The 17,932-nt window shown below is 69.4% G+C and carries 19 protein-coding genes and 1 pseudogene; 12 read left to right on the top strand and 8 right to left on the bottom strand.

Annotation, left to right across the window (positions count from 1 at the left end; translation table 11 throughout):
* On the bottom strand, positions 1-307 hold a 307-nt coding region (locus tag QZV94_RS13625), incomplete at its 3' end, for a TCP-1/cpn60 chaperonin family protein (RefSeq protein WP_293678447.1).
* 54 nt (positions 308-361) lie between these two features.
* On the bottom strand, positions 362-649 hold the full coding sequence (gene groES / locus QZV94_RS13620; protein ID WP_293678445.1) for a co-chaperone GroES: 288 nt from the start codon (positions 647-649) through the stop codon (positions 362-364).
* Positions 650-889: 240 nt separating this feature from the next.
* Between groES and QZV94_RS13615 the strand changes: the two genes are divergently transcribed.
* From QZV94_RS13615 to QZV94_RS13580, 8 genes are all read left to right on the top strand, one after another.
* Positions 890-2,101 (top strand): cyclopropane-fatty-acyl-phospholipid synthase family protein, encoded by a 1,212-nt coding sequence (locus QZV94_RS13615; RefSeq protein WP_293678443.1) that lies wholly within the window; start codon positions 890-892, stop codon positions 2,099-2,101.
* Between the two features lie 98 nt (positions 2,102-2,199).
* Positions 2,200-2,607: a hypothetical protein gene (locus tag QZV94_RS13610; protein WP_293678441.1), complete on the top strand. Its 408-nt coding sequence runs from the start codon at positions 2,200-2,202 to the stop codon at positions 2,605-2,607.
* 72 nt (positions 2,608-2,679) lie between these two features.
* Complete coding sequence (locus tag QZV94_RS13605) at positions 2,680-3,075, top strand: hypothetical protein (RefSeq protein WP_293678439.1); 396 nt, start codon at positions 2,680-2,682, stop codon at positions 3,073-3,075.
* Positions 3,076-3,187: 112 nt separating this feature from the next.
* Positions 3,188-4,528, top strand: coding sequence for an acyl-CoA dehydrogenase family protein (locus QZV94_RS13600; protein WP_293678438.1), 1,341 nt, complete (start codon positions 3,188-3,190; stop codon positions 4,526-4,528).
* A gap of 194 nt (positions 4,529-4,722) precedes the next feature.
* Positions 4,723-6,186 carry a tannase/feruloyl esterase family alpha/beta hydrolase gene (locus tag QZV94_RS13595; protein ID WP_293678437.1) on the top strand — a complete coding sequence of 488 codons (1,464 nt, stop codon included), beginning with the start codon at positions 4,723-4,725 and terminating at the stop codon, positions 6,184-6,186.
* Positions 6,187-6,221: 35 nt separating this feature from the next.
* A complete protein-coding gene (locus tag QZV94_RS13590) occupies positions 6,222-7,691 on the top strand; it encodes a tannase/feruloyl esterase family alpha/beta hydrolase (RefSeq protein ID WP_293678435.1) in 1,470 nt (489 codons plus the stop codon).
* Positions 7,692-7,937: 246 nt separating this feature from the next.
* A complete protein-coding gene (locus QZV94_RS13585; RefSeq protein WP_293678434.1) occupies positions 7,938-8,693 on the top strand; it encodes a TSUP family transporter in 756 nt (251 codons plus the stop codon).
* Positions 8,694-8,907: 214 nt separating this feature from the next.
* Positions 8,908-9,516 carry a GNAT family protein gene (locus QZV94_RS13580; protein ID WP_293678433.1) on the top strand — a complete coding sequence of 203 codons (609 nt, stop codon included), beginning with the start codon at positions 8,908-8,910 and terminating at the stop codon, positions 9,514-9,516.
* Here QZV94_RS13580 and QZV94_RS13575 read toward each other — a convergent pair.
* Both QZV94_RS13575 and tadA read right to left on the bottom strand, forming a co-directional pair.
* A complete protein-coding gene (locus QZV94_RS13575) occupies positions 9,489-10,400 on the bottom strand; it encodes an SDR family NAD(P)-dependent oxidoreductase (protein ID WP_293678432.1) in 912 nt (303 codons plus the stop codon). The two genes, QZV94_RS13580 and QZV94_RS13575, sit on opposite strands and share 28 nt — an antisense overlap.
* A 62-nt stretch (positions 10,401-10,462) precedes the next feature.
* Positions 10,463-10,900 (bottom strand): tRNA adenosine(34) deaminase TadA, encoded by a 438-nt coding sequence (gene tadA, locus QZV94_RS13570; RefSeq protein ID WP_293678431.1) that lies wholly within the window; start codon positions 10,898-10,900, stop codon positions 10,463-10,465.
* A 105-nt stretch (positions 10,901-11,005) separates the two neighbouring features.
* Here tadA and QZV94_RS13565 point away from each other — a divergent pair, with 105 nt between their 5' ends.
* Positions 11,006-12,223, top strand: coding sequence for a pseudouridine synthase (locus QZV94_RS13565; RefSeq protein WP_367254450.1), 1,218 nt, complete (start codon positions 11,006-11,008; stop codon positions 12,221-12,223).
* Here the strand turns inward: QZV94_RS13565 and QZV94_RS13560 are convergent.
* A pseudogene (locus QZV94_RS13560) lies at positions 12,180-12,803 on the bottom strand (enoyl-CoA hydratase/isomerase family protein); the annotation flags it as partial. The gene QZV94_RS13565 and the pseudogene QZV94_RS13560 overlap by 44 nt on opposite strands.
* Positions 12,804-12,941: 138 nt before the next feature.
* On the opposite strand from QZV94_RS13560, the gene rsmD reads away from it, so the two are divergent.
* Positions 12,942-13,529 (top strand): 16S rRNA (guanine(966)-N(2))-methyltransferase RsmD, encoded by a 588-nt coding sequence (gene rsmD / locus QZV94_RS13555; RefSeq protein WP_293678429.1) that lies wholly within the window; start codon positions 12,942-12,944, stop codon positions 13,527-13,529.
* 135 nt (positions 13,530-13,664) lie between these two features.
* On the top strand, positions 13,665-14,615 hold the full coding sequence (locus QZV94_RS13550; RefSeq protein ID WP_293678428.1) for a 2OG-Fe(II) oxygenase family protein: 951 nt from the start codon (positions 13,665-13,667) through the stop codon (positions 14,613-14,615).
* 35 nt (positions 14,616-14,650) lie between these two features.
* Here QZV94_RS13550 and QZV94_RS13545 read toward each other — a convergent pair whose 3' ends face one another.
* From QZV94_RS13545 to QZV94_RS13535, 3 genes are all read right to left on the bottom strand, one after another.
* On the bottom strand, positions 14,651-15,616 hold the full coding sequence (locus QZV94_RS13545; RefSeq protein ID WP_293678427.1) for an SDR family NAD(P)-dependent oxidoreductase: 966 nt from the start codon (positions 15,614-15,616) through the stop codon (positions 14,651-14,653).
* 138 nt (positions 15,617-15,754) lie between these two features.
* Positions 15,755-16,099, bottom strand: coding sequence for a hypothetical protein (locus QZV94_RS13540; RefSeq protein ID WP_293678425.1), 345 nt, complete (start codon positions 16,097-16,099; stop codon positions 15,755-15,757).
* Between the two features lie 23 nt (positions 16,100-16,122).
* Positions 16,123-17,184, bottom strand: coding sequence for an alpha/beta hydrolase (locus QZV94_RS13535; RefSeq protein WP_293678424.1), 1,062 nt, complete (start codon positions 17,182-17,184; stop codon positions 16,123-16,125).
* Between the two features lie 108 nt (positions 17,185-17,292).
* Here QZV94_RS13535 and QZV94_RS13530 point away from each other — a divergent pair, with 108 nt between their 5' ends.
* Positions 17,293-17,907: a hypothetical protein gene (locus tag QZV94_RS13530; RefSeq protein WP_293678423.1), complete on the top strand. Its 615-nt coding sequence runs from the start codon at positions 17,293-17,295 to the stop codon at positions 17,905-17,907.
* Positions 17,908-17,932 lie beyond the last annotated feature (25 nt).

The raw sequence follows: 17,932 nt of genomic DNA, 5'->3' as shown, positions 1-17,932 counted from the left end.
CTTCGCGGACGATCGCCTGGGCCAGCACCGTGGCGGTGGTGGTGCCGTCGCCGGCCTTGTCGTTGGTCTTGGAGGCGACTTCGCGGATCAGCTGGGCGCCGAGGTTCTCGAAGCGGTCAGCCAGTTCGATTTCCTTGGCGACCGAGACGCCGTCCTTGGTGGAGCGCGGGGCGCCGAACGACTTCTCGATGACCACGTTGCGGCCCTTGGGGCCCAGGGTCACCTTCACGGCGTTGGCGAGGATGTTGACGCCGCGCAGCATGCGGTCGCGCGCGTCAGAAGCGAAATAGACGTCTTTCGCAGCCATGTTGGGATCTCTTTTTCTGAATAAAAATCTGGGAAGGACTTGGGGGGCGAGGGCTTAGGAGACGACGCCCAGGATGTCGCTTTCCTTCATGATCAGCAGGTCCTTGCCGTCGAGCTTGACCTCGCTGCCGGACCACTTGCCGAACAGGATGCGGTCGCCCGGCTTCACGTCCAGCGGCTGGACCTTGCCGTTATCGTCGCGGGCGCCGGGGCCGGTGGAGATCACCTTGCCCTCTTGCGGCTTTTCCTTCGCGGAGTCGGGAATGATGATCCCGCCCTTGGTCTTCTCTTCTTCCTCGACGCGTTCGACGAGGACGCGATCTCCCAGGGGACGAAACGCCATGTGTGTTCTCTCTCTTTCCGTTCGGAACGGTCTTGAATGCTTGCGACGGAGGTCCGCGAGCGCGGCTGTTAGCAGTCTCAGCCCGCGAGTGCCAGCGTCGGCCGGGAGTTAGGGAGAGCGGCCTGGAGAGTCAAGGCGCGTGCGGCGCTGGGACTTCACATTTAGGCCGCCAACCACGAAGGTGGCGCCTGGGTTCGCAGGGTGGGCGCGTAGCGCCGGCCGTGCGCAGGGGAGCAAGGCATGGGTCTGAAATCGGTCCTGGAAGGCGTCGTCCGCGAGGGCGACCTGACGTTGAAGCTGCCCGGCGGCGGATCCTTGCGGCTTGGCGACGGCTCTGGTCCGCGGCTCGTGGCGCGGATCACGAGCGCCGGCTGGGCGGCGCGCATCGCGGCGAAACCCGGGCTGGCGGTAGGCGAGGCCTACATGGACGGCGGCCTGGTGCTTGAGGAAGGCTACATCGCCGACTTCATCGACCTGATCGGGGCGAACGCGAAGTTCAAGGTCCGCTCCCGCAACAGCTTCAAGCGCTGGCTCAAGCTGCGGCTCAAGGAGGCCAACGACCGGGTGGCCTCGGTGAAGAACGTCGCCCACCACTACGACCTCTCCTACGACCTCTACCGGCGCTTCCTCGACGAGGACATGCAGTACAGCTGCGCCTACTTCGAGCGCCCGGACATGACCCTGGAGGAGGCCCAGCTCGCCAAGAAGCGGCACATCAACGCCAAGCTCTGCACGCAGCCTGGCCAGACCGTCGTGGAGATCGGCTGCGGCTGGGGCGGGCTGGCGCTGACCCTCGCGGAGGAGTGCGGTGTCGAGGTGGACGCCATCACGCTTTCCGTCGAGCAGTTGAAGATCGCCCAGGCCCGCGCCGAGGCGAAGGGCATGACGAACCGCGTGCGGTTCTCGCTCACCGACTACCGCGACCTGAAGGGGACCTACGACCGGGTGCTGTCGGTGGCGATGTTCGAGGCTGTCGGACGGCCCAACTACCAGGAGTACTTCGACGGCGTGGCCCGGTTGATGAAGGACGACGGCGTGGCCCTGATCCACTCCATCGGCCGCGACGCGCCGAACGTCACCAACGCGTGGATCGACAAGTACATCTTCCCCGGCGGCTACAGCCCGGCGCTGTCGGAGGTGATGCCGGCGATCGAGCGGGCAGGCCTGATCCCCACCGACATCGAGATCCTGCGCCTGCACTACGCCGAGACCATCCGCCATTGGCGCAACCGCTTCGAGGCCGTGCGTCCGGAAATCGCAGAGCTTTACGACGAGCGTTTCTGCCGCATGTGGGAGTTCTACCTCGGCATCGCCGAGCAGAGCTTCCGCCACCGCCGGCAGTTCATCTGGCAGATCCAGCTGGCCAAGAAGGTCGAGGCGGTCCCCATCACGCGCGACTACATCGGCGAGACCGAGCGGGCGTTTGCGCGCCCTGCGAAGCGGGTGGCCTGAGGCCGGCCAACCGGAGCGCCGAAATGTGTGGAGGCGCCCAAAAACCGCCGTTAGGTTCGCTGAAGCCCCACGACCGAATTGTTTGGAGACACATGCCCATGCGCCGCGCTCTCGCGCTCGCCGTCACCGCCGCCTTCGTCGTCACCGGCGTCGCCCAGGCCGAGACTTGGACCAAGTTCGCGACGATGGAGAACGGGACCGATGTCTCCTACGACAAGGACTATACCTACAGGGACAAGCAGAGCGGTCGCCTGGTCGTCATGCAGGCGCTTTCCAAGGGGAATCTAGGCCCCTCGGCGCCCGGTAAGGCCGACAGCGTGGGCACCGTGGTGGCCTTCGACTGTTCCAGCAAGAACATGATCGCCATCGCCTCCTATCGCCCGGATGCACCGTTGGAGATCGACGAGCGCTGGCGCAGCGACAAGCCGAAGAAGGTCTCCGGCTCCGACAACGAAGCCCTGTTGAAGGCGGTCTGCGCCGACAGCAGCAAAGTCCCGGTGCGATAGCCCTACCTGCCAAATAATCGACCGGCCGCGGCAGGTGCGGGAACCTTCGGACGTCAACGAAGGAGCCTTCCCATGACCCACGTCCGTTCCACCACCCTGCGCACGATTATCGCCCTGGACGCTGCCGCCTGCGGCTTTGCCGGCGCCGGTCTCGCCCTCGACGCCGAACTGCTCGCGGGCCCGCTGGGTCTTTCGGCGCAGGTGTTGCAGCCGATCGGCGTCTTCCTCGTGGCCTACGCCGCCGCGCTGATCTGGCTCGCCACCCGGCCTGCGTTGCCGCGACCGGTCGTCTGGACCCTGGTGGCGTTCAACCTCGCCTGGGCCGTGGAAAGCTTGGCGCTGCCGGCGCTCGGCTGGGCGCATCCTACTGGCCTGGGCCTGGCGCTGATCGTCGCCCAGGCAGCGATGGCCGTGGTCGTCGCCGACCTGCAGTTCCTGGCCCTGCGGCGCGCCCGCCTGATGGCCTGATCACCCAGCGGGGTCGGCCTGCGCCGACCCCGATCGCCCATAAACGCTTGTTTGAATTTGCCCGATGGGGCAATGCTTCCCGCCAAAGGCAAACCCCAGGGAGCGAACGCCCATGACCATGACCGCAGACCGGCCTCAGGCCGAAACCCAGGCGCAGTCCGGCTTCCAGCTCAACCCGCAGGACGAGCTCAACGATCTGCGGATGTCGGACAAGGCGATGCCTCTCTACAATGCGGTGAAGGACTTCATCCGCGACGTCGCCGCGCCCGCGTCGGCCGAGTATGAGCGGCTCGGTGAGGGCCGCCCCGATCCGTGGCAGTACGCCCCCGGTCAGCTGGAAGTGCTGGAAGCGGCCAAGGACAAGGCCAAGGCCGCAGGCCTGTGGAACTTCTTCCTGCCGAACGCAGAGACCGGCGAGGGCCTGTCGAACCTGGACTACGCCTACATCGCCGTTGAGCTGGGCAAGGTCCGGCTGGCGTCGGAGATCATGAACTGCGCCGCCCCCGACACCGGCAACATGGAAGTCCTGGAGCGGGTCGGCACGCCTGAGCAGAAGAAGCAGTGGCTCGAGCCGCTTCTCGAAGGGAAGATCCGGTCGGCGTACTGCATGACCGAGCTGAACACCGCCAGCTCCGACGCCAAGAACATCGACACCCGCGCCGTCCGGGTCGGTGACGAGTACGTCATCACCGGCGAGAAGCACTACATCTCCGGCGTCGGCGACCCGCGCTGCAAGGTGATGATCTGCATGGTCAAGACGGGCGAGGAGAACGCGCCGCCTCACCTGCAGCAGTCGCAGATCCTGGTGCCGCTCCCGACCCCGGGCGTGAAGGTCGTGGGCGCGCAGCATGTGTTCGGCGACCCCGACGCGCCGCATGGCCACATGCACATCATCTTCGACGGCGCCCGCGTGCCGGCCTCGAACATGCTGCTGGGCGAAGGCCGCGGCTTCGAGATCAGCCAGGTCCGCCTCGGGCCCGGCCGGATCCACCACTGCATGCGCGCCATCGGCACGGCCGAAAAGGCGCTGGACCTGCTGGTCACCCGTGGCATGAGCCGCACCGCCTTCGGCAAGCAGCTCGTGCAACTGGGCGGCAACCTCGAGATCGTCAGCCGCGCGCGGATCGAGATCGAGGCCATGCGCCTTATGGTGCTCAAGGCTGCCAAGGCCATGGACGTCCTGGGCAACCGCGAAGCCCGCGTCTGGATCCACATGGTCAAGGCCATGGTGCCCGAGCGCGTCTGCAAGATCATCGACCAGGCGATCCAGATGCACGGTGCGCTGGGCGTGTCGCAGCACACGCCGCTGGCCCGCATGTACGCCTCGACGCGCACGCTCCGCATCGCCGACGGCCCGGACGAAGTCCACCACATGGTGGTGGGTCGCAACGAGCTGCAGCAGTACCGCGAGCAGCCCCACGATCCGTCCACCGCTGCAGTCTTCCGGAACTAGGCCGTCACCGGATCGGCATGACGTTCGAGCCCTCGCGTAAGCGGGGGCTCAGTCATTTGTGGGACCCGGGCGCCGCGTCGCTCATGTTCTTGCTGGGCCCTGAATCGACACGCCGCTCCGCAGCCTGGGCCATAGCGCGTCGCGCCGGCGTGTGCTGAACTCCCTCCAAAGAACGGTACGGGGAGGGTGCGGGCATGAAGCGGCTGCTATGGGCGGCGGGGACGGTCTTGGCGCTGGCGGCGCCGGGCGTGGCGTGGGCGGAAGCGTCCTGCGCTGACCTGAAAGGGGCGAAGCTCTCCCACGCCGAGGTGATCTCGGCGACCTCGGAGATGCAGGGCGCGGTCGAGCTGTGCAAGATCGTGGTCGCCAGCCATCCGACCCCTGATTCCGACATCGGCATCGAGGTGTGGATCCCGGTGGGGGCCGCCTGGAACGGCAAGTTCGTGCAGCTGGGCAACGGCGGGTTCGCGGGCAGCATCGCCTCAGCCCGGCTGAAGGCGATGGCGGCGACGGGCTATGCGGTTTCCGCCACCGACAACGGCCACCGGGCCACCGGCACCTCGGCGGCCTGGGCGCTGGGGCATCCTGAGAAGATCGTCGACTTCGGCTGGCGATCGCTGAAGGAGACCACGGATATCTCCAAGGCGCTGATCCGGGCGCAGAAGGATGGCGGGCCCAAGGCCTCCTACTTCCTCGGTTGCTCGGACGGCGGGCGCGAGGCGCTGATGGAGGCGCAACGCTTCCCCAGGGACTTCGACGGCATCGTCGCCGGCGCTCCGGCCAACTACATGAGCCTGTTGTTCGGCAATAGTGCGGCCCAGCAGCAGGCCCTGGCCAAGCCCGGCGCCTATCTCGACAAGTCCGCGCTGGAGTTGCTGCAGGCCGCCTCGCTCAAGCAGTGCGGCGACGAGGCCTTCGTCCGCGATCCCGCCGCCTGCCGTTTCGATCCCGGCGTCCTGCAGTGCAAGGCGGGCGCGAGCGCCGGCTGCCTGACCGCGCCGCAGGTGGCCGCCGCGCGCGCCGTCTACGATGGACGCCGCGATCCGCGTACGGGCAGGGTGGCTCTGTCCGGCGTCAGTCCCGGAGCGGAGGCCTTGCTGGGTAGCTGGCAGGCCTGGATCACCGGCTCCGCCCAGCCCCGGATCAGCGAGGCGGCCGGCTACCAGTTCGCGTCCAACGCGTTCAAGTATTTCGCCTTCCAGGACCCGGCTTTCGACTTTCTAAAGCTGGACCTGGGCTCCCAGTTCGACCGGGCCAAGGCGAAGATGAGCCCGATCATCGACAGCGAGGACCCCAACCTCGCGGCCTTCAAGGCCCGCGGCGGAAAGCTGATCCAGTACCATGGCTGGAACGACGCCGCGATCCCGGCCGCATCCTCGATCCGCTACTACGAGGACGTGCGGCGCTCGATGGGCGACGTTGGGAGTTTCTACAGGATGTATCTGGTCCCGGGCATGCTCCACTGCGCCGGTGGGGCCGGGCCTTCGACCGTCGACTGGCTGGGCCTGCTGGACAAGTGGGTCGGCGAGAAGGCTGGGCCGGGCGAGATCACCGCCACCAGCGTCGCCAACGGGTCCCAGCTGCTCTGTCCCTATCCGGGTGTCGCGCGGAAAGACGCCGAGGGCGGGTGGAGCTGTTCGATGAAGAAGAAGGGCTGAGTGCGCACAGCGTCGGCGAGGCTGGGAGGATGACGGTGAGGCGCTGGCTTTTCGCGGCGGGCGGCCTGCTGGCCATGGCCGCGCCCGCGGCCGCGCGCGCGGAAACCGCATGCGCGGAGCTTGCGCAGACCAGGCTGCCGCACGCGCAGGTGACCTCGGCCGCCGAGACGCCGCTCGGATCCGGCACGGCCTGCCGGATCCTGGTGACCGGCCGTCCGACCAGGGATTCCGACATCCAGATCGAGGTGCTGATCCCACGTGGCGGCGCCTGGAACGGCAAGTACGTGCAGGTGGGCAACGGCGGTCTCGCCGGAGCGATCCCGTCGGCGGCGATTAAGCTGCGCGCCGAGGCTGGCTACGCCGCGGCCGGCACCGACGACGGCCATGTGGGGAACGGCCGCACGGCGGTCTGGGCGCTTGGCCATCCGGAGAAGATCAAGGACTTCGGGACCCGGGCGCTGAAGGCGACCACAGAGGCCGCCAAGGCGCTCATCGCCGCCCAGAAGGGGTCGGGCCCGAAGCGCGCCTACTTCATCGGCTGTTCGTTGGGCGGGCGTGAGGCGTTGATGGAAGCGCAGCGCTTCCCGGACGACTTCGACGGCATCGTCGCCGGCGCGCCCGGCAACTACAATACGCTGTACGCCGGCGGCCGCGCCTACTTCCAGCAGATGCTGGCCAGGCCCGGCGGCTACCTCGACCTCGCCGCCCTGCAGTTGCTGCAGGGAACGGCGCTGAAGCAGTGCGCGGACGGCGGCGCGTTCATCCGTGACCAGGAAGCTTGCCGCTTCGACCCGGGCGTTCTGCAGTGCAGACACGGCAAGGCCTCGGGCTGCCTGGCGGCGCCGCAGGTGGCGACGGCGCGCGCCTTCTACAACGGCCGGCCGGGCCCGGACGGGCGAGCCCTTTCCTTCGGCCTGACGCCGGGCGGGGAGGCCCTGGAAGGTGGCTTCCAGGCCTGGCACACGGGCAGATCCTATGGGGAGATCACCCAGGCCGCCGGGTATGCGATAGGCAGCCAGTTCATCAAGTACTTCATCTACGGCGACCCGGCGTTCGACATCCTGACGATGGACCTGGGCCCCAGGTACGATCGCGACCGGCAGAAGGTCGCCGCGCTCCTCGATGCCGTAGACCCGGACCTGACCGCCTTTCGCAAGCGCGGCGGGAAGCTGATCCAGTGGCACGGCTGGAACGACCCGGCGATCCCGCCCGCCGACAGCCTGCGCTACGCGACGCACATGCGCGCGGCCATGGGCGACACGTCCAGCTTCTACCGGCTCTACATGATCCCCGGCATGCTCCATTGCCGCGGCGGCGCGGGCCCGGGCGAGGTCGAGTGGCTGGACGTCCTCGACCGCTGGGTCACCGCCGGCGAGGCGCCGCAGAGCCTAGTGGCGAGAACCGCAGCGACCGGCGAGACGCAGCTCCTGTGTCCGTACCCGGCTGTGGCGCGACCGGACGGCAAGGGCGGCTGGACCTGCCCCGCGCCCCGCGCCCCGCAGTGAGCAGAGCCACGCAAGCGGCGCCGTAAGGTGGCGTCCGGCCGACCTTCGTTGTAAGCGGACGCTGCTTCGCCATGGCAACGGCAGACCCCCATACCTCGCCCGGCCGCGGCCGCGGCGCACCCCCAGGCGCTCGCCCCGTGCGGCTTGCAGCGCCCCTACAGTCCCGCGCGCGACGCGCAGCCGGCACGCGACCGGAGGCGGCCTGTGACCGCCTTCCGGAGCGGGCCGCAACTCCGGAGGACTTCCATGAGCTTCATGACCGGCGCCTTCATCATCGGGGCGGCCTGCATCACCGCGGCGATCTCGGGGGTGTTCGGGATGACCGGCGGCCTGCTCCTGAAGGGCGCGCTGGCGCTGGTGCTGCCGGTTTCGGCCACCTTCGTCGCCCACGGCCTGCTGCAGCTGGTCGCTAACGGCTGGCGCGCGGTTCTGCACCGCAGGCACATAGCCTGGCGGATCATCTGGCTCTACGTGGTCGGGGCCGTGGCGGCGGCGGTGCTCGCGGCCTTCATCACCGTCATCCCCACGACCGCGACGCTGTATCTGTTCATGGGCCTGGTGCCCTGGCTCGTGTGGCTGCCGGATCGCTGGGTGCGACTCGACGCGCAGCGGCCGGCCCAGGCGCTGGGCTGCGGGCTCCTGGTCACCGGCGTGAACCTGACGGCCGGGGTCGCGGGGCCGTTCCTGGACATCTTCTTCGTGCGCACCGCGCTCAGCCGCCACCAGATCGTCGCCACCAAGGCCGCGACACAGGTCTTCAGCCACCTTGCGAAGATCGTCGTCTACGGCATGCCGCTGCTGGCGGCCGACGGCGCGGGGATGCCGCCGCTCTGGGTGTTCGCGCTCGCGGTCCCGATGTCGATGCTCGGCACTGCGGCCGGCGGCGTGCTGCTGAACCGGATCAGCGATATCGACTTCAAACGGTACCTGCGGCTGATCCTTTCGGGGATAGGCCTGCTCTACCTGGCCCAGGCGATGCGACTCTACCTTGGCGCGAGCTGAAAAAAGAAGGCCGGGTCTGTGAGGACCCGGCCCTGAAGTCATTAGGGAGGAAACGCCCAGGAACGGGCACGGCTGAAATAGCGCTTCCCTTCAGGGTTGCAAGGCTCGCCGAGCAAGATTTTTTGTCGGCCAAGCTCGAATGCGAGAAGTGGTCTGCTCCATAGATCGGGACTGGACGTTTGGGGCAGACCGAAGCTTGGCTAGAGACGCGGCCATGCAACTCGAAGCCACCACCCTGGAAAACATCCACCTGCGGCTGGAGCCCTTCGCGGAGGGCCATCGCGAGGATCTACGCGTCGCGTGCAACGCCGACCCTGCCACCTGGAACGAGCTCTACCCTTACTCGATGCTGGGCGACGGCTTCGACATCCAATGGCGGCGGTTGGAGCGAGAGGCGGCCGCCGGCAAGACCATCCCCTACGCCGTGGTCGTGGACGGCGCCTGCCGAGGCATGACCACCTATCTCGCCATCGACGGCCCCAACCACACCGTCGAGATCGGCGCGACCTACTATGACCCCGCCGTCCGGGGCGGCCCGGTGAACCCCGCGGCCAAGCGCCTCTTGCTGGGCCACGCCTTCGATTGCGGAGCCAGCCGCGTGCAGTTTCGCGTCGACGCCATCAACGCCAGGAGCCGCGCCGCCGTGCGGAAGCTGGGCGCCATGCAAGAGGGCATCATCCGCCGCGACCGTGTCACCTGGACCGGCCGCGTACGCGACACTGTGGTGTTCTCAGTGCTCTCCGACGAATGGCCGGGCGTGCGCGATCGTCTGGACGCCCGGCTGGCCGCCTTCAGTCAGGCCGGAGCCCGAGCCGCCGGCTGAACCATCCGCACCTCGGCCACGCGGCGCGACTCCGGCGTCGGGAAGAATACCTTGGCGGCATTCTCGGCCACCTCCTGGGCGGTATAGGGCCGGCCGGGCCGGAAGCCCTCGGTTTCCAGCATCTTGATCTCGCTGACGCCTCGCGAGGAGATGCCGAGGACCTTGCCGGAATGCTCGGCCGCCAGGTCGGAGACCATGAACAGCACCCCCGGGGCGATGCTCTCCGGGAGGCTCATCGGATCGGGCTCGCGGTCCCTGAGGCCGGGCAGGTCCGAGGTCAGCCGGGTGTAGGCGCCCGGGGCCAGGCACATGACCCGAATGTTGTATTTTCGGCCCTCGATCGCCATCACCCGCGTCATGCCATAGATGCCGGCCTTGGCGGCGGCGTAATTGGTCTGGCCAAAATTGCCGTAGAGGCCCGAGGTGGACGAGGTCAGCACCATCGAGCCGCCGCCATTCTCCTTCATGAACTTCCAGACCGGCAGGGCGGTGCAGTAGGTCCCCTTCAGGTGCACCTTCAGGACCAGATCCCAATCGTGCTCGGAGGTATTGGCGAAGGTCTTGTCACGCAGGATGCCAGCGTTGCAGACCAGGATGTCGACCTTGCCGAAGGCGTCCAGCGCGGTCTTCAGGATGTTCTCGCCGCCGGCCAGGGTCGAAACGTCGTCCCCGTTGGGCGCGGCCCGGCCCCCTGCGGCCTTGATCTCGGCGACCACTTTCTCGGCGGCCGCGCTGGTCCCTGTCCCGGATCCGTCGCGGGCGCCGCCCAGGTCGTTGACGACCACGGCCGCGCCCTCCTTGGCGAACAGCTTGGCGTAGGCCTCGCCCAGCCCGCCGCCGGCCCCGGTGATGATCGCGACCTTGCCGTCCAGAAGTCCCGCCATGACGTTCTCCCCGCCGTTGTTTGGGCGCATCATCGGACCGGGTGCGCGCGCGTGGCAACCCGCTACTTGCGCCGCGCGCGGAAGAAGCTTCTCAGCATGGCCGAACTCTCGTCGGCCAGCACGCCGCCCCGTACCGTCGGCCGCCAGTGGCATGTGGCCTGTTCGAAGAACCGAGGGCCGCTCACCACCGCTCCGCCCTTGGGATCCCCCGCGCCGAACACCAGCCGCCCGATCCGCGCGTGGCTGATGGCGCCGGCGCACATGGCGCAGGGCTCCAGGGTGACGACCAGGGTGAGGCCGGTAAGGCGGTAGTTGCCCAGCTTCTGCGCGGCGGTGCGCAGGGCCACGATCTCGGCGTGGGCGGTGGGATCGTTGGCCCCGATCGGCTGGTTGGCGCCCACCGCGATGACTTCGCCGGAGGCCGGATCGACCACCACCGCGCCCACGGGGGTCTCGCCGGCGGCCGCCGCGGCTTGCGCGGCTTCAAGCGCGATGCGCATTGTCCGGTCATCATGGTCCACGACCCACTACGACCCCAGCCCGACGATCCGGGTCAAGAGCCCGACTCCGATGCGGCCCCTGCGGACGAGGGGGGTGGCGAACGCGTGGCCAAGCTCCTGGCCCGCTCCGGCGTCGGCTCGCGCCGAGACGTGGAGCGGCTGATCGGCGAGGGGCGCGTGGCCATCAACGGCCGCACGCTCACCACGCCGGCGGTGAAGGTGGAGCCGGGCGATATCCTGACGGTCGATGGCGAGGTGGTGGGCGAGCCGGAGCCGGCGCGGCTGTTCCGCTATCACAAGCCCGTGGGCCTGGTGACCACCCACAAGGACCCGGCGAACCGCCCGACTGTGTTCGACAACCTGCCCGACGGGCTGCCGCGGCTGATCTCGGTGGGCCGGCTCGACATCAACTCCGAGGGCCTGTTGCTGCTCACCAACGACGGCGGGCTGGCGCGCGCGCTGGAGATGCCGTCCACCGCTATCGTGCGCCGCTACCGCGCCCGCGCGCATGGCCGCACCACGCAGGAGAAGCTGGACCGGCTGCAGGACGGCATCACCGTCGAGGGCGTCCGCTACGGACCGATCGAGGCCAGGCTCGACAAGGCGAAGGAAGGGCCCCAGGGCGCCAACCTGTGGCTCACCGTCACCCTGCACGAGGGCAAGAACCGCGAGGTGCGCCGCGTGCTGGAGGCGCTGGGCCTGAAGGTGAACCGTCTGATCCGCCTGGCTTATGGGCCGCTGGCGCTCGGGACGCTGGGCTCCGGCGAGCTCGAGGAGGTGGGCCCGCGGGTGGTCCGCGAGCAGTTCGCCGAGCATATCGACGCTGAGAACCTGCCCACCGGCGAGCGGCCGCTCTACCGCGCGCCGCGCAAGAGCGCCTCGCGCCGCGCCCAGGACGAGGCGAAGACCGCCGCCGAGCTGGCCCCCGTCCGCACACCCAAGGTGAAGCCGGTCTACAAGGCCGGCTGGGCCAAGCCGAAACCCAAGGCGCGCCAGCCGCTGAAGGAGAAGGCCGAGGCCAAGGTGCGCGCCGAAGCCGCCACCCGGCCGAAGCGCAAGCCCAAGGCCAAGCCTGCCGGCAAGCCCGTGGTCGCCCCGGCGCGGCCCGAGATCATCGACCGTGCGACGGCTGTCGCCCTCAAGGCCAGCGGCCGCAAGGGGCCCGGCCCCAGGCCTTCCGGCGCTAAAGCTTCTGGATCTCCGCGGGCTGGCGGCCCTTCTCCAGGCCCTCGCGGGCCGAAGCCGACTGGGCCACGACCAGGAAGCTCACCCGCTCGTCGGCCAGGCCCTGCGAAACCGGGCGGTCCAGCGCGGCGCGGGTAAGCCGCTTGGCGTGGGCGACGCCTTCGGCGCCCTTGCCATGGAATTCGGCGGCGATCTCCAGCGCGCGGGCCAGCGGATCGTCGGCCAGCTCGTTCACCATGCCGATGGCGTGCGCCTCCGCTCCGGTGAAGGTGAGTCCGCGAAGGATGATCTCCACCGCCTTGGCCTCGCCCACCACGCGCGGCAGGCGCTGGGTGCCGCCGCCGCCCGGGAAGATGCCTATGCGGGTTTCCGGCAGGCCGATGGACGCCGCCTTCGGGCTCGCCACCCGCAGGTCGCAGGCCAGGCTGAGCTCGAAGCCGCCGCCCTGACAGAGGCCGTTGATCGCGGCGATCACCGGCTTGGGGGCGGCGGCGACCGCGTCGGCCAGCGCCAGGAATCCTTCCTCGGGCGGTCCCCTGTCCGCGGGCGGCGGCGGGCGGTCCTTCACCGCCTCGGCCAGGTTGCAGAGCTCGTCGACGTCATAGTGGCGGATGAATATGTCCGGCAGCCCGCCGGTGATCACGATTGCGCGGACGGCCGGGTCGGCCGCCAGCGGGCGGAAGGCGTCCAGCATCTCCTGCGAGCCCGCCGCGGTCATGGTCCCGAACGGCGGGTTCGCATAGGTCATCACCGCCGTCGCGCCCTTGCGCTCTACCGTCACCAAACCCATCGCATCCTCCGCTTGCTTGTTGGCGGAAACCTTGGAACGGGAGGGCCGCAGCTACAAGGAGCGAGCGTGCGGATCGTCTCGGGAGAATTTCGCGGCAAGGCCTTGGCGACGCCGCCCGGCGAGGCGACGCGCCCGACCTCCGACCGGGCCCGGCAGGCGATCTTCAACATCCTGGAGCACGCGGTCTGGTCGCCGGGGGTGCGGGACCGCCGCGTCATCGACCTCTTCGCCGGCTCCGGCGCCCTGGGCTTCGAGGCCCTGTCTCGCGGGGCGACCTTCTGCCTGTTCGTGGAGACCGACGAGGCGGCGCGCGGCGCGATCCGCGATAACGTCGAGGCGCTTGGCGGGCTGTTCGGCAAGACGCGCGTCCACCGTCGCGACGCCACCGACCTGGGCCTGAAACCGGGCGCCGATGGGCCCGCCTTCGACGTTGCCTTCCTTGACCCGCCCTACGGCAAGGGCCTGGGCGAGCAGGCGCTGGCGAGGCTGGCGGCCGGCGGCTGGCTGACGCCCGACGCCGTCGTGGTGTTCGAGCGTGGCGTCTCCGAGCCGCCGTTCGCAGTCGATGGGTTCGAGCCGCTTGACGCCCGCGAGTATGGCGCGGCGCGGGTTCACTTCCTCAAGTACGTCGGCCCGCGGCCCGGCGGAGGCTGATCCGGCGACGACGGTCAGGAAGTCATCTCGGAGGCAATCCTCACTCTATCGGCCGACGACTGCGCCTTGCCGTGGTCGACGGCTCCGCGCGATGAAACTGGCGTCGGCTGCCTCCGCTGGCCTATTCAGGCGACAATGAGCGCCGCCTCTCAGACCAGTGTCCCGGTCGTCGATCTCTCCGCCTCGGCCGAAACCGTGGCGAACGGGGTGGCGCGGGCCTGCGCCGACTGGGGCTTCTTCCACCTGGTCGGGCACGGGTTGGATCCGGCGTTGCTTTCCGCAGCGATGACCGAGGCGCGGGCCTTCTTCGCAGGGCCCCCCGCCGCCAAGCGCGCGCTCGGCCGGAGCCGGGAGAACCCTTGGGGATACTACGACCGCGAGCTCACCAAGAACCGGCGCGACAAGAAGGAGATCTTCGACATCGGGCCAGACCTGGCCGAGCGGCGTGTCGCGGGCGACGTCTTCCTCGGCGAGACCCCATTCCCGGACTGGCAGCCGGGGCTGAAGCCCGTCGCGCGCGCCTATTTCCAGGCCTGCGAGGACCTCTCGTTCCGCCTGCTGCGGCTGGTTGCGACCGGCCTCCGCGCGGCGCCGGAGGTGCTGGCCGAGGCGTTCGCAGGTGTCCACACCAGCTTCCTGCGGCTCAACCACTACCCGACCCGCGACCCGGCCGATGAAACCGCCGACCGCCCGGCTGGGCTCGGCATCCATCACCACACCGACGCCGGCGCGCTCACCGTGCTGCTCACCGACGGCAGGCCGGGCCTCGAAGTGCTCAAGGACGGCGCTTGGCGCCCTGTTGACCCCGTGCCCGGAGGCCTGATCGTCAACATTGGCGACATGGTCCAGGTCTGGTCGAACGACGCCTATCAGGCCCCGCTGCACCGGGTGCGGGCCATGGAGACCGACGAGCGGCTGAGCCTCGCCTATTTCTTCAACCCGGCCTACGCCGCAATCGTCCGCCCGCTGGCCGAACCCGCACGCTATCGCGCGCTCGGCTGGAGCGAGTTTCGCCGCCGCCGCGCAGAGGGTGACTTCGCCGACTACGGCGCCGAGGTGCAGATCAGCGACTGGCGAGTGGGATAGCCGCTCGGTTCAACGGAGTCGGACGCGGCGCGTCCTCAGGAGAACTGCTCGCCGACCATCGCCTCGCTCTTGGCCCAGAGAGCCTTGGCGCGGTCAGGGTCGAGAGCATAGGCGCGGACGCCACCGCGGGCGTTGGGGTCTTCCTGCAACTCGGCCACGTGGCAGTCCTCGCAGTAGCGGCCGCCCACCTCGTCGGCTGCGGCCACCGCGCCGGCCCAGACCGAGGTGGCGGCGCCCTGCGGGATGGTCTTGAAGCTGAAGTTGGAGGCGCCCGCAGTTTTGGCGGATTCCGCTAGCGACGCGGCCATGGCCGCCATGATCTCCGGGGTCATGTAGCGGCCGAGCTCGGTCTGGATGACGCCGGGGTGGAGCGCGGTGGCGCGCACGCCGCGGGCCTTGTGCCGGCGGTCGAACTCCACGGCGAACAGGATGTTGGCGGTCTTCGAGCGACCGTAGGCGGCGAACTCGGAGTAGCCGCCACGCTCGAAGCCCGGGTCGTCCAGGTCCACGTCGGAGAAACGATGCCCGGCGGAGGACAGGTTCACCAGCCGGCCGCCGTCCTTGATCAACGAGGCGATGCGGTTGACCAGCACGAAGTGGCCCAGGTGGTTGGTCCCGAACTGGGTCTCGAAGCCGTCGGCGGTCTTGCCGAGCGGCGTGGCCATGACGCCGGCGTTGCAGATCACCAGGTCGAAGGCCTTGCCGGCGGCGACCAGGGCGTCGGCGCAGGCGCGTACGCTGGCGAGCGAGGCGAGGTCCAGCTCGACAAGGTCGAGGCTCCCGCCGTTCTTGGCGTCGGCGCGGACGACCTCGGTGGCGGCCCGGGCCTTCTTGAGGTCGCGCGCGGCGCCCACCACGGTGGCGCCGTGGGCGGCGAGCGCGCGGGCGGTCTCGACCCCGAGGCCGGCCGAGACGCCGGTGACCAGGACGCGCTTGCCGGACAGGTCGACGCCCGCCAGTACATCGTCGGTCGTGGATTCGGCTCCGAAGGCGGTGGGCATGGCAGGCTCGCGGTCAAGGGATGGGGGCCGCGGATGCTAGCCGCGAGGATCCGCTGGCGCGGCGCCAGAAAAACTAGCGCCGTCCAGCGGGCGTAAAGTCGACTGGTTCGGAACCGGCGGCGCGCCTGCTTGTGCGGTTCAGTTTATGCGAACGCTGACGACGCCCACCTGCGGCCCCATCGCGCCCGGAACGTCGAAGGTGTCGCCGGAGCGCTTGCCGGCCGGGTAGGCCGCACAGACCTCGGGATCCGGCTCGACCCGGGTGCAAAGTCGCTCGCCATCTATCCGCCAGGTCCCGGTGATGGTGTTCCCGCCCACGGTTGCGGAGAACGCACCGTCGGGCTTGTAGGTGACTGGAAACTCCATCCCGTAGGCCTTCATCACGATGCCCTCGGTGGTGACAGCCTGCAGGGTGGTCGGTCCCTGGGCCAGGACCGGGGCGGCGAGGACGGCGGCCAGGGCCGCGATGGGGATCAGTCGCATGGGGTGTCTCCGAGCTGAGCGGTTCAGGCGCCGCGCGCGAGGGCGGCGGGGCGGACTTCGGCGGTGAGGAAAGCCAGGATCTCCCGGTGGAAGATTGTGATGTTGTGCCCGCCACCGGCGATCTCGAGGTAGGCCTTGGCCGGCGCCTTCACCTGCTCGAGGTAGGCCTTGGCAAGGGGCGTCGGCGTGTTGAGGTCCTCGGAGCCCTGGATGATGAACAGCGGCGCCTTGAAGCGCAGCGGCGCCTCGTAGTCGCGGGTATCGGCGTATGTCGCTCGCTGGACCGCCAGGAACTGGCCGAAGACGTTGAAGTCGGGCAGGCCCTTGGCGATCCAGGTCGCCTGGGCGGGATCGACGGCGCGCGTGAGGCGCGCAGCCTCGGCGGTGGCGGCGACCTCGGCGGGCGCCATCGGCTGGCCCGGCGGATTGGTGTGCTGCTGGCGCACGAACCACTCATCGACCGTGCGGTAGGGTGGCGGTCCCACCTTCTCGAGGCCCGCCACGGCCACCGTGTCGCCGCGCGCCCTGGCCCGTTCCAGCGCCAGATCGTAGCCGATCTGGTCGCCGCGCCGGCGGCTCACCGCGAAGCCGGCGCCGACGAAGGCGGCCGCCAGGTCCGGCCGAGCCGCGACGAGCAGCGCACCCAGCTGAGTGCCCCACGAGGCGCCCATGATGATCAGCTTGCGCCGGCCAAGGCGCCGGCGGGTCCACTCGGCCACGGCGACCGCGTCGGCCAGGTAGCGGGCCTGGGTGTAGGGGCCTTGGTCGGCGGCCATGTTCTTGGCGAACGTGGCGCCGCCGCCGGGCTGGTCCCACTGCACGACGGTGAAGTCCTGCTCCCAGGACGCGAAGACCGGCGCGTTGCCGGTGGACGCGAGCCCGGGGCCACCGTGTAGAAAGAGGATCACCGGATTGCGGCGGTCGTGTCCGCGCAGCGTGATCCAGTGGTCCATGCCGTTGATCGGCACGAACAGGCCTTCGTCGACGGGCTCCGGCGTCGCCGTGGCGGCCGCCTTCGCCAGCGTCCCGGCCGCCACGGCGGCCGCCGTCGCCAGTCCGAACATCCTCCGATCGATGGCGCGCATTGGACCCTCCCGTCTAGATGTGCAAACCGGTAACTCAAGCACTTTAAAATATCAAGTACTTGATTGAGAGGATGCGAGCAGGGCATGCTGCCGGCGGGAGAACCTGACATGACCGACGCCGTCCGCGCCGCGCGCGATGACCTCGCCTTCCTGAAGGCGGTGGCCGAAGACAGGGGGCCGCTGCCGGCGATCCTGGGCGCGCACCTGGTGGCGGTTGGCGCCGCCTTCACGCCGGACCTGGTGCTGGTGTGGGCCATCTACACCGGCCGGGCGGACTGGTGGCCGCAGAGCCTGGCGTGGGCGACGTGGGCGCCCGGCGTGGCGCTGTGGCTGCCTGCCTACCTGATCCTCCAGCGCCGCGGCCGCGGGCAGGGCTTCGGCCCCAGCGCACGGGTGTTCGCTGCAGCCTGGGGCGCCATGGGGCTCATGACGGTGGCCACGCTGGCCCTGTTCGCGGCGGCGCAGGCGGCGACAGGGGCATTCTATTTCCAGCTTTGGCCGGCGATGGGCTTCGTGCTTTGGGGCGGCGCCTGGTCGGTGGTGGCGATCATCAGGAAGCGCCTGTGGCTTGGCGCGATCGCCCTGCTCAGCTTTGCGCTGGGCGTAGGGTGCGCGGCGCTGCTGAAGAGCCCCGATGTGTGGCTGGCCTTGGCCGCCGGCCTGGGGTTGGTGTTCGCCCTGCCCGGCGCGGTGATCCTGCGCCAGGCCCGTAGCGCCGCCTGACGCCCGTGCCCGACGACTTCGATAT

This window comes from uncultured Phenylobacterium sp. (assembly GCF_902826855.1).
Lineage (GTDB): Bacteria > Pseudomonadota > Alphaproteobacteria > Caulobacterales > Caulobacteraceae > Phenylobacterium.
Note: the sequence above shows the minus strand (reverse complement) of the source record. Positions and strands in the feature narration are given on the sequence as shown.